At 61.5% G+C, this 15,198-nt stretch carries 12 protein-coding genes and 2 pseudogenes; 8 read left to right on the top strand and 6 right to left on the bottom strand.

The genetic code is table 11. From position 1 onward, the window contains the following. Nucleotides 1-79: 79 nt before the first annotated feature. Complete coding sequence (locus tag CFB43_RS28490; RefSeq protein WP_089497494.1) at nucleotides 80-508, bottom strand: MarR family winged helix-turn-helix transcriptional regulator; 429 nt, start codon at nucleotides 506-508, stop codon at nucleotides 80-82. A 91-nt stretch (nucleotides 509-599) separates the two neighbouring features. Between CFB43_RS28490 and CFB43_RS28495 the strand changes: the two genes are divergently transcribed. The 5 genes from CFB43_RS28495 (at nucleotide 600) to CFB43_RS28515 (ending at nucleotide 6,236) form a co-directional block, all read left to right on the top strand. Beyond that, on the top strand, nucleotides 600-1,520 hold the full coding sequence (locus CFB43_RS28495; RefSeq protein ID WP_089428110.1) for a LysR family transcriptional regulator: 921 nt from the start codon (nucleotides 600-602) through the stop codon (nucleotides 1,518-1,520). An 81-nt stretch (nucleotides 1,521-1,601) separates the two neighbouring features. Then, nucleotides 1,602-2,033 (top strand): MarR family winged helix-turn-helix transcriptional regulator, encoded by a 432-nt coding sequence (locus CFB43_RS28500; RefSeq protein ID WP_069250988.1) that lies wholly within the window; start codon nucleotides 1,602-1,604, stop codon nucleotides 2,031-2,033. 64 nt (nucleotides 2,034-2,097) lie between these two features. Then, nucleotides 2,098-3,192, top strand: a complete 1,095-nt coding sequence (locus CFB43_RS28505; protein WP_089497495.1) for an HlyD family secretion protein — start codon at nucleotides 2,098-2,100, stop codon at nucleotides 3,190-3,192. 13 nt (nucleotides 3,193-3,205) lie between these two features. Continuing rightward, nucleotides 3,206-4,780 (top strand): DHA2 family efflux MFS transporter permease subunit, encoded by a 1,575-nt coding sequence (locus CFB43_RS28510; RefSeq protein ID WP_089474360.1) that lies wholly within the window; start codon nucleotides 3,206-3,208, stop codon nucleotides 4,778-4,780. Nucleotides 4,781-4,799: 19 nt separating this feature from the next. Further along, nucleotides 4,800-6,236 carry an efflux transporter outer membrane subunit gene (locus CFB43_RS28515; RefSeq protein WP_089497496.1) on the top strand — a complete coding sequence of 479 codons (1,437 nt, stop codon included), beginning with the start codon at nucleotides 4,800-4,802 and terminating at the stop codon, nucleotides 6,234-6,236. A gap of 50 nt (nucleotides 6,237-6,286) precedes the next feature. Here the strand turns inward: CFB43_RS28515 and CFB43_RS28520 are convergent, their stop codons facing one another. The 3 genes and pseudogenes from CFB43_RS28520 to CFB43_RS28530 all read right to left on the bottom strand — a co-directional run bounded on the left by CFB43_RS28520 (nucleotide 6,287) and on the right by CFB43_RS28530 (nucleotide 7,016). Then, nucleotides 6,287-6,469, bottom strand: a complete 183-nt coding sequence (locus tag CFB43_RS28520) for a hypothetical protein (protein WP_089497497.1) — start codon at nucleotides 6,467-6,469, stop codon at nucleotides 6,287-6,289. Between the two features lie 6 nt (nucleotides 6,470-6,475). Beyond that, a pseudogene (locus CFB43_RS28525) lies at nucleotides 6,476-6,598 on the bottom strand (glutathione transferase); the annotation flags it as partial. 7 nt (nucleotides 6,599-6,605) lie between these two features. Continuing rightward, nucleotides 6,606-7,016, bottom strand: a complete 411-nt coding sequence (locus tag CFB43_RS28530) for a TIGR02594 family protein (RefSeq protein WP_089428115.1) — start codon at nucleotides 7,014-7,016, stop codon at nucleotides 6,606-6,608. Nucleotides 7,017-7,200: 184 nt separating this feature from the next. On the opposite strand from CFB43_RS28530, the gene CFB43_RS28535 reads away from it, so the two are divergent. From CFB43_RS28535 to CFB43_RS28545, 3 genes are all read left to right on the top strand, one after another. Continuing rightward, a complete protein-coding gene (locus tag CFB43_RS28535; protein WP_089497498.1) occupies nucleotides 7,201-8,112 on the top strand; it encodes a LysR substrate-binding domain-containing protein in 912 nt (303 codons plus the stop codon). 137 nt (nucleotides 8,113-8,249) lie between these two features. After that, the gene (locus CFB43_RS28540; RefSeq protein WP_089497499.1) at nucleotides 8,250-9,566 is read left to right on the top strand and encodes an MFS transporter; all 1,317 of its coding nucleotides are present in this window, start codon (nucleotides 8,250-8,252) and stop codon (nucleotides 9,564-9,566) included. Between the two features lie 12 nt (nucleotides 9,567-9,578). Further along, complete coding sequence (locus tag CFB43_RS28545) at nucleotides 9,579-10,814, top strand: metal-dependent hydrolase family protein (protein ID WP_089497500.1); 1,236 nt, start codon at nucleotides 9,579-9,581, stop codon at nucleotides 10,812-10,814. A 90-nt stretch (nucleotides 10,815-10,904) separates the two neighbouring features. Here the strand turns inward: CFB43_RS28545 and CFB43_RS28550 are convergent. Then, a pseudogene (locus tag CFB43_RS28550) lies at nucleotides 10,905-11,836 on the bottom strand (IS256 family transposase); the annotation flags it as partial. A 94-nt stretch (nucleotides 11,837-11,930) separates the two neighbouring features. After that, nucleotides 11,931-15,188: a phosphorylase family protein gene (locus tag CFB43_RS28555; RefSeq protein WP_089497501.1), complete on the bottom strand. Its 3,258-nt coding sequence runs from the start codon at nucleotides 15,186-15,188 to the stop codon at nucleotides 11,931-11,933. Nucleotides 15,189-15,198 lie beyond the last annotated feature (10 nt).

The raw sequence follows: 15,198 nt of genomic DNA on the forward strand, positions 1-15,198 counted from the left end.
AAAACCAATTTCCGCAATTGAGCGCGACTGAAGCGACCAATGGATCGAATTCCGCTCCAGTTTGCCGCCAGCCCGCCGCCTAGCGTTCCGCGGTCACACTGAACAGTTCGCCGCGCAGGGCCTTCGCGCGGTCGCGGCCGAACTGCGTCTCGAATTCGTCCTGCGCGGCCTGCCAGGCGACTTTCGCTTCAGCGAACGTGCGCTCGCCCAGCTTCGTGAGGCTCAGCGCATGCGCGCGCGTGTCGTGCTCGGACGCGGCCGTCGCGACGAACCCGTCGCGCTGCAGCGGCTTCAGTGCGCGCAGCAGCGTCGTGCGGTCCATCACGAGCGTATCGGCGAGTTCGCTCATCAGCAGGCCGGGCTGCCGCGTCAGGTTCGCCATGATCGAGAACTGGGCGGGCGTGACGCCGACCGGGGCCAGATGGCGCTCGTACAGTTGCGTAACGAAGCGCGCCGCCTGACGCAACGCGAGGCAGTTGCACGCCTGGGCAATCGAGGTGTCGTTCATGTTTCGCAATTTATATGTGCATATGCATAAAGTCAATGTACACTCCGCCGTAACCAGGCCGGCGGCCGGCCCTCGCGTCAAGGAGACGGACATGGACTACATCGACAAGCTGCGGATTTTCCGGTCGGTGGTGGAAATGCGCAGCTTCACGCGCGCCGCCGACATGCACGGGCTCGCACGACCGGTCGTGTCGCGCGCGGTCGCGGATCTTGAGGCACGCTTCGGCAGCCGGCTGCTGCACCGGACCACGCGCCAGGTATCGCTGACCGAAACGGCCGAGCGCATCTACGAGCGCTGCGCGGCCGTGCTCGACGAACTCGACTCGCTCGAAGCGGAAGCGCAGTCGCCGACGCGCGAGCCCGAAGGCCTGCTGCGGCTCGTCGCGCACACGACGGCCACGCTGAACCGGCTGGTGCCGCTGATCGCCGGCTTCAAGGCCGCGCACCCGAAGGTGCGCCTCGACGTGACGCTGACCGAGCGCCCCATCGATCTCGTCGGCGAAGGCTACGACATCGGTATCGTCGTACCGTACATGCTGACGAACGAATCGACCGTCGTGCGGCTGATCGAGCGGATTCCGCTCGTGATCGTCGCGACACCCGCGTACCTGCGCGCCCATTCGCGCCCGGTCGCGCCGGCCGATCTCGCCGACCACCCGTTCGTGCCGATGTCGCCGTCGCTGCGCCGGCCCGCGCTGTCGTTCCGCGTCGACGGCAATACGCTGACCGTGCCGTTCCGCTTCGACATCTCGTCGAACAGCCCCGTCTTCAACCGCGAAATGGTGATGCACGACTTCGGCATCGGCGTCGTGCCGAAGACGCTCGTCGAGGCCCAGCTTGCGTCGGGCGCGCTCGTGCAGTTGCTGGCCGACGCCGATCTCGTCGATGCGTCCGTCGAGATCAAGCTCGCCTACGCGAACCGCGCGCTGCTGCCCGCGAAGGTCAAGACGTTCATCGACTACACGGCCGCTTATTGCGACCGCGAAGGCTGGATCGTTCCGGCGGCAGCCTGACGCCGATTGGTACAGCCGCGACAACAATCTGATCGTGCCCCGCCGCTCGCTTCGCGCCGCATTGCCTCCTAATATGTGTACATGCACAAGATGACGCTCACCGATGACGATTGCTTCGCGGTCCGGCAAGCCGCCCGCCGGATCTCGCAGTTCTACGAGCGTTATCTGTCGCGGGCGGGCGTGACGCCGTCGCAGTACAGCATTCTCGCGCTGCTGCGCGACCGGCCCGGCTTGACGATGGCGACGCTGTCGACCGTGCTGGTGATCGAACGCACCGCGCTGCTGCGCGCGCTCAAGCCGCTCGTCGGTGCGGCGCTGGTGGCCGGCCGGATCGAGCCGCGATGCCGCCGCCAGACGTTCGCGCTGACCGCGCACGGCGAAACGAAGATCGCCGACGCGCACGTGCACTGGCTCGCCGCGCAGGAAGCGTTCGAGCAGCGGTTCGGGTCGGCGCAGGCGGCCCGCCTCAGAGACGAATTGTTCCGGATCACGCACAACCTGCCGGAACGCTAGCCCCTTCCCCGATCGACGACATGCCGTCGATCGACTTGATAAGTGCATATACATAGGTGAATCGATGGATACGACCCAAGCCGCTGCCTCATCCCGTGAAGCAGCCACACTCGACCAGCCCGCGAAGCAACAGCGTCGCGTGCCGTGGATGCGCATCGCGGTGGGTGCCGTCGTCATCGTCGTCGCCGCCGCCGCGCTCGACTGGCTGTTCGTGCTGCGCTTTCAGGAAAGCACCGACGATGCGTATGTCGGCGGCGACGTGACCGTGCTCGCGCCGAAGGTCAACGGCTTCGTCGACAAGATCCTCGTGACCGACAACCAGCGCGTGAAGGCCGGCGACGTGCTCGTGCAGCTCGATGCGCGCGACTACGACGCGAAACTCGCGCAGGCCAGCGCCGAAGTCGACAGCGCCCGCTCCGCGGTGACCGAACTCGAGGCGAAGCAGCAACTGCAATTCGCGGTGATCGGCCAGCAGGCGGCCGAGAAGAACGCGTCGTCGGCCGAGCTGACCCGTGCCGCGTCGGATCGCGTGCGCTATCGCGAGCTCGTGAAATCCGACGCCGTGTCGAACCAGATCGTCGAACGCGCGGACGCCGACTATTCGAAGGCCGGCGCCGCCGTCGACCGCAGCGACGCCGCGCTGCTCGCATCGAAGCGGCAGCTCGACGTGCTCGGCGCGCAGCTCGCCGACGCGCGGGCCCGCGTGAACACCGCGCTTGCCGCGCAGCGCGTCGCCGCGCTCAACGTCGAATACACGACCATCCGCTCGCCGGTCGACGGCTACGTCGGCAACCGCACGGGCCGCGTCGGGATGCTCGCGAACGTCGGCGTGCCGCTGCTGACTGTGGTGCCGGCGTCCGGCCTGTGGATCGACGCGAACTTCAAGGAAGACCAGCTGCGCAAGATGCATGCGGGCGATCGCGTCGACGTGTCGCTCGATGCATCGAACACGAAACTGCACGGCCGTGTCGACAGCCTCGCGCCCGCCACCGGCGCAACCTTCAGCGTGCTGCCGCCCGAGAACGCGACCGGCAACTTCACGAAGATCGTCCAGCGCGTGCCCGTGCGCGTGCACCTCGATCCGCAGCCGGGCCTCGACCACGTGCTGCGCCCCGGGCTCTCCGCGGTCGTGACCGTGCATACCGACCACGCGAACTGAGCGGGAGACGACGATGACCACCGCGTTTTCCGGCGACCCGGCGTCGCAACCCACGAAGCAGCGCGTGTTCGCGTTCGCGCTGATGTGCATCGGTTTCTTCATGGCGACGCTCGACATCCAGATCGTCGCGTCGTCGCTGCGCGACATCGGCGGCGGCCTGTCCGCCAGCCAGGACGAATTGTCGTGGGTGCAAACCGCCTACCTGATCGCCGAGATCATCGTGATCCCGATGTCGGGCTGGCTGTCGAAGGTGATGTCGACGCGCTGGCTGTTCGCCGCATCGGCGGTCGGCTTCACGATCACCAGCATGCTGTGCGGCGTCGCGTGGGACATCAACTCGATGATCCTGTTTCGCGGGCTGCAGGGTGCGCTCGGCGCCGCGATGATCCCGACCGTGTTCACCACCGCGTTCGTGCTGTTCCCCGGCAAGCAGCGGCTGATCGCATCGACGACCATCGGCGCGCTGGCCTCGCTCGCCCCGGCGATCGGCCCCGTGATCGGCGGCTGGATCACCGATCAATGGTCGTGGCACTGGCTGTTCTACCTGAACCTCGTGCCGGGCATCGCGGTGGCCGCGCTCGTGCCGCGCTACGTGCACATCGACGAACCCGACCTCAGCCTCATCAAGCGCGGCGACTATCTCGGCATCGTGCTGATGTCCGGCTTCCTCGGCTGCCTCGAATACGTGCTGGAGGAAGGCCCGCGCAAGAACTGGTTCGGCGACGACGCGATCGTGATCTGCGCGTGGATCTCCGGTATCTGCGGTTTCCTGTTCATCGTGCATGCACTGACCGCGAAGGATCCGATCGTCGACCTGCGCGCGCTCGTCGTGCGCAACTTCGGGATCGGCAGCCTGCTGTCGTTCGTGACGGGCATCGGGATTTTCGTGACCGTGTTCCTCACGCCGCTGTTTCTGGCGCAGGTGCGCGCGTTCAGCTCGTTGCAGATCGGCATGGCGCTGCTGTCGGTCGGCGCGTTCCAGCTGATCGCGCTCTGTGCGTATGCGTTCGCCGCGCGCTACTTCAGCCTGCGCGCGCTGCTGGTGTTCGGGCTGATCTGCTTCGGGCTCGGCTGTTACCTGTACACGCCGATCACGCACGATTGGGGCTGGCGCGAACTGCTGCTGCCGCAGGCGCTGCGCGGCATCGGCCAGCAGTTCAGCGTGCCGCCGATCGTGACGATGGCGCTCGGCTCGCTGCCGCAGTCGCGCCTGAAATCGGCAAGCGGCCTGTTCAACCTGATGCGCAATCTCGGCGGGGCGATCGGCATCGCGGTAAGTGCGACGATGCTCAACGACCGGCTGAACTTTCATTACCTGCGCCTGAACGAGCACGTGAGCGCCGGCCAGCCGCAGATCGCCTCGCTGCTCGATCGGCAGGCCGCGTACTGGACGTCGGTGGCCGGCAACACGCTGGACACCGCGCAAGCCGGGCTCGCGAACCTGCATCACCTGATCTATCGCGAGGCGCTGACGCTCACCTATGCGGATGCGTACTACGCGCTGTCGCTGTGCTTCGTCGTCGCGCTGCTCGCGGTCGTCTTCTCCAAACCCATTTCCCTGAACGCGCCGCCGCCGGACGCGCACTGAGGTTGAGGTCATCACCATCATGAAAAAACTTCTCGTCGCCCTCGCCATCAGCGCACTCGCCGCAGGTTGTGCGGTGCAGCCCGCGCAGCATCCGGCGCTTCAGGATTCGGTTCGGACGCTCGCGCCGGATGCATGGGACACCGATGTGCCGCGCGCGGACATCGACGCCGCCGCGTGGTGGGCGCAATTCCACGATCCCGCGCTCGACCGGCTGATCGCCACCGTGCTCGACGGCAACCTCGATCTGCAGGCAGCAGCCGAACGCGTGAAGCAGGCGCAGGCGCTGACCGTGCAGAAGCGCGCGGTGCTGCTGCCCGAACTCGACGCGACCGCGCATGCAGCCGACGCACGCCAGAACACGCCGCCGCCGCTCGGCTATGTGCGTCAGGCTGGCGCGGGACTCGCGCTGAGCTGGTCGCCCGATGTGTTCGGCGGTGAACGGCTCGACCTGCTTGCCGCGCAAGCCGAGCTCGTCGGGCAAAAGCATGCGGAGGATGCGATGCGGCTCGCGCTCGCGGCCGATGCGGCTTCCGCGTATGTCGATCTGCGCTGGGCGCAGCAGGAACTGAAGATCCTGCAGGACAACGCGAAGATCCGGCAGCATGCGCTCGAACTCACGCGCAAGCGGCAGGCGTTCGGGCTGTCGACCGAGCTTGACGTCACGCGTGCGCAGAACCAGCTCGATGCACTCGAAGCGCGGATTCCGCCGACGCAGGCGCAGATTACGCATCAGCTCAATCTGATTGCCGTGTATTCGGGGAGGACGCCGGAATCGGTTGATCGGCTCTTGCTGGTACAGGCCGGGGAGATTCCTGCGCCGCCGGTTGGCGCGCCGGGGACGTTGCCTTCGCAGGCGTTGCTGCGGCGGCCGGATGTGCTGACGGCGTATGCGCAGGTCGAGCGGCGTGCGGCGCAAGTCGGCGTGGCGAAGGCCGAGCGGTATCCGAAGTTTTCTTTGAACCTGACGGACGGGATTCTGGCGGCTTCTTATCTCGGGTTGCCGACGTTGACCGATAACCTGTTCAGTGCGGCGTTGAGTGCGACGAGCCCGATTTTCAATGCGGGGCGGATTACGGCCGATATCTCGCAGAGCGAAAGCCGGATGCGCGAGTCGGAACTCGGGTTGCGGCAGACGATGCTGCAGGCGTTGCGGGAAGTCGAGGATGCGCGGGCGAATCTCGTCAGTTCCGATGAGGCAACGCGCAGGCTGGGTAGTGCGCTGGCTGCATCGGACAAGGCGCTTGGGTTGGCGAATCAGCTCTATAAGGGCGGTGCGACGGATTTTCTGGATGTGCTGTCCGCGCAGGAGGTTTATCTGCGGGATTCGGATTCGCTGAATCAGGTCAAGCGCGAGCATGCGCTGGCGGCGGTGGCGCTTTATCGGTCGCTTGGGGGTGGGTGGAGCAGGAATGACGCGGCGGGTGGGCCGGAGGTGGAGGCGGTGGCGAAGAACTGAGCGCGATCACGATACGGCGCCGGCTTCCACGCTTGCCGGCGCCCCGCTCGTCAGCCGCACGATCCCAGGCATTTGACCGATGACAACGCGATCAGATAGACCGCCGCCCACGCGATGCCCAGTCCCGCGATGACGGTAACGATACGCGTGACGGGCTTGTGCCAGAACCGGATCGCAACGAACACGCCGGCAGCCAGCAGGAGCACGATGAGGATCGGGCCGAGCACATTCATTGCAAATTACAGCGGCGGCCGCTTCAGCTTCACCCAGCGCTGCACCGACGGCCGCTCCCACTGCGCCCGTGCATAGTCGGCGAGGCGCTGCGGCACCGGATCGTCGTTCAGCACCAGACGGTTCAGCATGCCGTGATCACGCGGCGTCGGGCCAGCGGTAGCCGATCACTTCGTTCAACGGGTACGCGAGTTCGCGGACTTCTTCCAGTTGGTTGCCGCCGAAGAGATACACCTGTTCGTCGTCGTGACGCAGGTAGAAACCAACATGCCCTTTCCAGCTCGCGGGATCGTCGCGCGTCAGGATCGCGATGCAACCGTAGACTGGCCGTTCCAGCGGCCTCCCCCATTCGAGCCACGAACGCGCAAGCGCCGATCCCGTGCCACGAATGCCGGCGTGCGTCATGCACCAGTTCACGAAGGACGAGCACCAGGAAATCTTGTCGTCGTAGCCAACCAGGTTCGTCTGGTTGTTGTATTCGACGATGCGCGGGTTGATGCTGCCGGGCGGATGGCGGCGGATGCCGAGTTCGGCCATCGCGACGGGCATCCACGGCGGATGGGCGGTGTCCGGTTTTCTCTCAGGGTTGAATAGGGTCACGTCGTTCTCGGGCGAGTGTGTTGTGCGGTCAATCTTCGCATGAATACGGCAGCTGACGGCACCCTGCTTCCTTGTGATTTCCTTTCGATCCGCTCGTATCATATCGGCAGCCTCCTCGACCTCCCAAGCTGCCATGCGCATCACGCCCCTGCCGCCCCTTCAGTGCCTCATCGCGTTCGAAGCCGCCGTGCGGCACGCGAGCTTCACGCGCGCGGCCGCCGAACTGCACCTGACCCAAAGCGCGATCAGCCGGCAGATCCAGCAGCTCGAGGAATTCCTCGGCCGCTCACTGTTCGTGCGCGAACATCGTTCGCTGCGGCTGACGATCGCCGGTGAGCAATACGCCGCGCAGGTGCACCATCTCCTCACGCAATGCGCGGAAGCCACGCACGATGTGATGAAGCCCTACGGCGATCTCGAACTGACGATTGCGTGCTCGTCCGGTGTGGCGCTGCTGTGGCTCACGCCGCGCCTGCCCGAGTTTCGCGCCGCCTATCCGGACATCAAGCTGCGGCTGATCGTGCGCGACGGGCTCGCGTCGATGTCGCCGGCGGAGTTCGACGTGGGTGTGTACTACGTGCGCCAGCAGGCGCCGGCCGAATACACCGCGCGCCGCCTGTTCGACGAGGAAGTGTTTCCTGTCTGCGCGCCTGGCTATCTGGCCGGCCGCACGCTCGACGCGGCCGATCTTGCGAACGAGACGCTACTGCGTCTCGAGGATGGCCAGCGTCAATGGATGTCGTGGTCCGAATGGTTCGACCAGAACGATATCGACCGGCAGAAGGCACGGCCGCAGGACATCACCATCAACTCGTATCCGCAGATCGTGCAGATGACGATTCTCGGCCAGGGCGTGTCGCTCGGCTGGCGCTACATGATCGACGCATGCATCGAGGCCGGGCTGCTCGTGCGCGTGACCGACGCATCCGCGAGCCACGGCGGTGGCTACTACGTGATCTCGCCGAACGACCGCGCGCAGAACCAGGCCGCGCGCCTGTTCACACGCTGGCTGTTCGAACAGGCGGAGCGGCAGACGGCGCCCTGACCCATCCGACACGCAACGCATGCGTCCAGCGCATGCGTGCATGCAAATCTTTCGTTTCAGAAAAAAATCGCGCTGTCCTTAGCATGGGGTTCACGCGGGGCAGCCGTCCCGTCTTGATTCCGATAGAGGAAGAGACCATGCAAGGAACGCTTTCCCCGCGCGCCGCGCCTGCCGTCGATGCGGCAGTGCAGCAGCGCCGCCGCGCCATCGTCGCGACCGTGATCGGCAACGGTCTCGAATGGTTCGATTTCACCGTCTACAGCTTCTTCGCGGTCATCATCGCGAAACTGTTCTTTCCGACCGGCAACGAACTGACGTCCGTGCTGCTGACCGTCGCGACGTTCGGCGTCGGGTTCTTCATGCGGCCCGTCGGCGGCATCGTGCTCGGCATCTACGCCGACAAGGTCGGGCGCAAGGCCGCGCTGTCGCTCACCATCCTCATGATGGCCGCCGGCACCGCGCTCATCGGACTCGCGCCGACCTACGAACAGGCCGGTATCGCCGCACCGCTGCTGATCGTCGTCGCGCGGCTGCTGCAAGGCTTCTCGGCCGGCGGCGAGATGGGCGGCGCCACCGCGTTCCTCACCGAATACGCGCCGCCGGAGAAGCGCGCGTACTACTCGAGCTGGATCCAGTCGAGCATCGGCTTCGCGGTGCTGCTCGGCGCCGCGACCGGCACCTTCGTCACGACGTCGCTCGACACGCAGGCGCTGCATAGCTGGGGCTGGCGGCTGCCGTTCCTGCTCGGGATCATCGTCGGGCCGGTCGGCTACTACATCCGCAGCCATATCGACGAGACGCCCGCATTCAGCGCCGTCGAAGCGCAGGCGAAAGAAAGCTCGCCGCTGAAGGAAGTGCTGTCCATCTACCCGCGCGAGACGTTCGCGAGCTTTTCAATGGTCATTCTGTGGACCGTCTGCACCTACGTGCTGCTCTTCTACATGCCGACGTATTCCGTGCGCACGCTGCACCTGCCGCAATCGACCGGCTTCGTGGCCGGCATGGTCGGCGGGCTGATGATCATGTGCTGCTCGCCGATCGTCGGCCGGCTCGCCGACGTGTGGGGACGGCGCGTGTTCCTGTCCGGATCGGCGCTCGCCATCTTCGTGCTCGCGTGGCCGATGTTCGCGTGGATCAACCATGCGCCCGGGTTCACGTCGCTGATCGTGTTCCAGGCCGTGTTCGGCGTGCTGATCGCGACCTACACTGGGCCGATCCTCGCGGCGTTCGCCGAACTGTTCCCGACCAAGGTGCTGTCGACCGGGCTGTCCGTCGCCTACAACTTCGCGGTCACGATCTTCGGCGGCTTCGCGCCGTTCCTGATCACGTGGCTCATCGCCCGCACCGGCAGCAACATGGCGCCTGCTTTCTACGTGACGCTCGCGGCGGCCGTCAGTTTCATCGGGACGCGCTTCGTGAAGGATGCGAAGCGCGGCGCTTCCGTCAATCGATAAGGATCTCTATCCATGACCATTACCGTGCTGCAAGGCGGCAACGTACTCGATCTCGAACGGGGCGTTCTGCTCGAACACCATCATGTCGTGATCGACGGCGAACGGATCGTCGAAGTCACCGATCGGCCGGTGGATTTTCCGAATGCGCAGGTGATCGACGTGCGCGGCAAGACCGTGATGCCGGGGTTCATCGATTGCCATGTGCATGTGCTGGCTTCGAATGCGAATCTCGGTGTGAATGCGACGCAGCCGAATATTCTTGCCGCGATTCGGTCGTTGCCGATTCTCGATGCGATGTTGTCGCGTGGGTTTACCAGCGTGCGGGATGCCGGGGGTGCGGACTGGAGTTTGATGCAGGCGGTCGAAACCGGGCTGGTGTCGGGGCCGCGGATTTTTCCGTCGGGAAAGGCGTTGTCGCAGACCGGCGGGCATGGGGATTTTCGGCCGCGCGGGGATTTGCTGGAGCCTTGTTCTTGCTGCTTCAGGACGGGGGCGATTGCGCGGGTGGTGGACGGGGTTGAAGGTGTGCGGCTCGCCGTGCGTGAAGAAATTCAGAAAGGCGCGACGCAGATCAAGATCATGGCGTCAGGTGGCGTGGCTTCGCCGACCGACCCGATTGCGAACACGCAGTATTCGGAGGATGAGATTCGGGCCATCGTGGATGAGGCCGAGGCCGCGAATACTTATGTGATGGCGCATGCGTATACGGGGCGAGCGATTGCTCGGGCTGTGCGCTGTGGGGTTAGGACGATCGAGCATGGAAATCTCGTGGATGAGGCTGCGGCGAAGCTGATGCATGAGCATGGCGCGTTTGTGGTGCCCACGCTTGTCACTTATGACGCGCTGGCCAAACACGGGGCGGAGTTCGGGATGCCGCCAGATTCGGTGGCAAAGGTGGCTTCCGTTCAGCAGAAAGGACGCGAATCGCTGGAAATCTATGCGAACGCCGGCGTGAAGATGGGGTTCGGGTCGGATCTGCTCGGGGAAATGCACGCATTTCAAAGCGGAGAGTTCCGGATCCGGGCGGAGGTGCTGGGGAATCTGGAAGCGCTTAGGTCGGCGACGACGGTGGCGGCGGAGATCGTCAATATGCAGGGGCAGCTTGGAGTCGTGGCGGCGGGGGCGATCGCGGATCTGGTCGTGCTCGATGGGAATCCGCTTGAGGATATTGGGGTGGTGGCTGATCAGGGGGAGCGCGTTGAATATGTGTTGCAGCGGGGGAAGGTTGTGAAAGCGCGAGCGGATTAGGGTTCGCGGTTGCGCGGGTCCCTCCGCGTACAGCGGTCGTGACAATCGAACCTGTCCGCATTTTTGTGGGCGAGGCGATTGAACAGAACGTTATCCGCGCGCCTGCATAAATCGCTCTCCGAACAGGATAGCAAACTGGTTCATCGCCGATTTCCAGTCTAAGGCGGACCGCACAGTCTTGGCCAGCACGTTGCGCAGCGCCAGCCAGAGCAGCTTGATCGCCGCCTCGTCATTCGGGAAGTGGCCGCGCGTCTTGATGATCTTGCGCAACTGCATGTTCAGACTTTCTATGGCGTTTGTCGTATATACGACCCGTCGAATTTCCGGCGGGAACACGTAGAACGGTACGACGTGCTCCCACGCGCGTTGCCATGATTGCACGTGGTCGGGTGCTTCGCGCCCCAAGGTCCGTCGGCGAAGTCTTGCAGCGCCTGTCTTGCCGCCTCTTCGCTGGCGGCCGCGTAGATCGGACGCAACGCCGCAGCCAGTACCTTCCGGTCCTTGTAGCTGGCGTACTCCAGACTGTTGCGGATCAGATGCACGATGCAGGTCTGAACGGTGGTCCGTGGATAGGCCGCGCTGATGGCCTCGGTCAGCCCCTTCAAGCCGTCCACCACGGCGATCAGGATGTCCTGACAGCCGCGCGTCTTCAGTTCGTTGAACACCTTGAGCCAGAACTTGGCGCCCTCGGTCTGCTCGATCCAGAGGCCCAGCACGTCGCGCTGGCCGTCGGCCTGGATGCCCAAGGCCAGATAGACGGCCTTGTTGCTGACCACGCCGTCGTCGCGGATCTTGACCCGCAGCGCATCGAAGAACACCACCGGATACATCGTCTCGAGCGGGCGGCTCTGCCAGCTCAGCGCTTCGGCCATCACGTCGTCGGTGACCGAGCTGATGAAGTCGGGCGAGACCTCGGTGCCATAGTGCTCGGCCAGAAATCCCTGAATCTCGCGCACGCTCATGCCGCGGGCGTACATCGCGATGATGCGTTCGTCGAAGCCGGTGAAACGGCGTTCGTGCTGCCGCCATGCCGTTCCCGTCGGCAGGCGGCGGCATATCGGGACAATCGGCTGTCGTTGGTTTGTCGGCAATCCAACGACAGCCGACTTCAAATTCTCACTTCTTAAAGAGCTTCGTCAATCGATCGAGTTCAATGGACGCGCCGCCTTGCTCTAGGTGCTTGATCAGACCGTGGTAGGAAGGATGGATCCGATATTGCTTAAGCGTTCCCTTTTCCGAATCTGAATACTCCTCAATCACCCGATTCTTCAGCAACAAGGGAAGATATGCCCCGGTGAAAACTTTGGCCCGAATGTACTCTTGCTTCTGAGGATAGAAATTTCCCCGCATGTAAAATAGGCGGAAGATACGAATTAAGTCCGCGCGTGCCTCGCTGGCTGCCTGAGACGTTGCTTCTTTCTCTTGACTCAAAAGGTGCGAAATTCCAGCGAGGTCGCACGTTCTTTCGTCGAATGTATTTTCGAAGAAGCGCGGTCTCACGTCTTTTCTGGGCTCAAGTGACCTAAAGGTGCTGGAGAAGAAGCGCGTCTCGTCGTCGATAGGGCAATCCCAGAAAAACTCATACCGCTCGAAGTAGCAGTCACGCAAAGTGAGGTTGCGCCAATCGAAGATTGGTCGTGTAGCAGTGGTGCTACTTACATTAATCAACGATAGCTTACGAATCTCTCCACCGTCTTCAAAGAAATTCTTGAGGAGATTAGTGCAACCCTCGACATCAAATTTTTGGTCTGGTGAATCTCTCAGGAGCGCGAGGAACATGCAGAAAATTGATGAGCATGCTCGTTTCGCGAGATATGCTCCCTTAGAGTCAAGGCTAGCGCTGCTCGCTTGAATATTCGAAACCGTGGTCATCCCGAATATCAGTAGATCCTCATCTAACGACAACCTACGGCATAGATCACGCATGAACTCACTATCGAAGCGCAGGTAGTTTGCAGAAACCTCGATCACATCCTTGTTCAATGCACTCAAATCCATCGATGAAAAATAACTATAAAGGTATAGCGTCCTGAAGTAGTCGGTGAAAAAATCGTAACGGAACATGATTTTGTTCCCCACGGTAATGAGCAGTGGGTGTCCCTGCAACCGCTCAATAGCATCGTCGCCGAAAGACTCTTCTTGACTGGAGCCTCTATTCAATAAATCCTTAACGTCATAAGACGATACGTGGCCGTCCTTCGCAACAGATAGTCGAATGAAAAATTGCAATTGTTTCTCTACGGGCAGGCTGTGTAACTTTCGTATCTCTCGCTCACAAACGCTTGCCACTAGAAAGTCGTTAGAAAAGTCTGCATTGAGCAATCCTCCCACATCTGGCAGCCTCAGTGGCTCATCCGAGAACTCAACCTTATGCTCGATGAGATAAACAATGATATCCAAAATATAGGGCACATAGACCACATCGCTCTTGTTCGAGCCAGGGCTCATAGCAAGTCGATTCGCTATTTGCAGTGCATTTTCGACTTTTGCTGGAATATTATTCAGCGACTTTAGGAAGAACTCTTGCGCCATTCGCTCTGTAAAGGGCTGCAAGTCAATAGTCTGCACGCTACCCGCGTTCTGCAAAGAGTTCCAGAAATAGTCCCTGCACGTGATGATGATTTTCGCACGCTGAAGGTTTGCCGAATAGATTGTTGAAATTGATCTAATGAAGTTGACAGCATCAAACTTGGCACCCAACTTCGCGATGACTTCATCGATACCGTCTAGCACGACGAGCAAACTGCCGTTGTCCACCGATAGCGAAAGGAGATCTTTGCTGAAGCTTTTGGCATCCGTCAAGTTGACAACCTGTGCCTGATAAAAGTCGTAGATGTCGTCAATCTTCTGGCGCACGCGCGTGATCGTCTCCAACTCGCCGATTATCTCATTGGAATCGATAAATAGGATCCCAGTTTCCTTGTTCTCGGCATGAACATCGTCTAGAAACCGTTTGACGAGTGTCGTCTTACCAAGACCGCCGTATCCCCGCACGACCATTAGAGGGGCAGAGATCGACGAATACCATGCCTTTAAGCTGGATAGTGCAGACTGAGTCTCCCCGTTGACGCTACTATCGGTTACATTTTCAACATAAACGGCCAAGTTATATGGCCGGTACTCGCTGATATGTTCTTTGTACAGATATTGACGACCGAATTCGTCGATAAAGAATACGTTCGGCGTAGAGAAGATTTGCTTCAAATTCTCCTTGCGGCGGTCGCTATCCTTAAGCGCGGCTGGTTTTTCGGTTAACACTACGATCGGTGTACCAGGGGAAAGATGGCCACCTCGCTTCAGATAGTCGAATGTTTTTTGCTGACTAGCAGATTCATGCACATAGAGGAAGTATCGAGAGTTTCCAAGCTCCTCGGTCAATCGATAGAGTTCGAAAAATATATTTTCATCCCAGTTTTTATGGATCACGGGAAAGCCAAGATCCAATGAATAGCTTGAATTCTTACTGATATAAAGCTGTACAGTCTTATCGATACTCCGTTCCCTGGGTGCGGCAATGTGAGTTGTCGCCAAGGCTGACGAGGAAGTTAAGGGTGGTTGAGTATCGGCAGGTAATGTTTCCTGCTCGGTTGACTCTTGCTCCACGTTCACAAGCCGATAGCGCCTGAGCGTTTCGACGCAAAGCTTCGCAGCATGGCGCGCGGCCAGCGCTTGGTCGTGCTCTTTCTGGGTGGCATCCACGTTCTTCTTGAAGCCCCAGTCGCAAATTCCCTTGACGACTATCCAACGCACCGGAGCACCCTTGGCCCTCCTCAAGGAGAACAGGACTCCACTAGCTTCCATTTCGCCGCCAATCGGCTGACCGTCATCCATTGCTATAAAGCGGTTCCGTTCCGCTTCGTCGTCAAAGAGCGTCTCGATTGAGACCAGCAGACCGTCGTGGACGCGGACCCCACTGTCATTCGCCGCCGAGATGAAAGTCTTCAACAGCGTACCATCAGCACTTTGCAAATCACCTCTCGGAATGATGCGGCCGTCGGCAGACTTATGATGCTGCGCATCGCGCAGACGAGTAGACAGCAAGACATCGCCAATTTCCTGACCTTGGTCGTTCTTTGCGCCCCATGCAATCCCGACACAAACGAGAACCTTCGGTGCGAGGTCGCTTATGACATTGAGGACTGTGTCAATGGATGCACCGGAGCCAGTCGCCCCCATCAGGGACCTCGCGACGTACACCCGCTGTCCGTTGATGGCCCCGAAGGATGAGTAAATCTCGTTTGATTCGCCCTGGATTTTTTCCCCGTCTTTACCCGTGACCGTCTTCAATGCGGCGAGCAGCTCTTCGTATTCGTGCTTGTTTACCGTAACAAGTACAACGTCCGCATACTCGTGGCGACCTTTACTCCTACTCATAGATACTCCT

The organism is Burkholderia sp. AU15512, from assembly GCF_002223325.1.
Classification (GTDB): Bacteria; Pseudomonadota; Gammaproteobacteria; order Burkholderiales; family Burkholderiaceae; genus Burkholderia.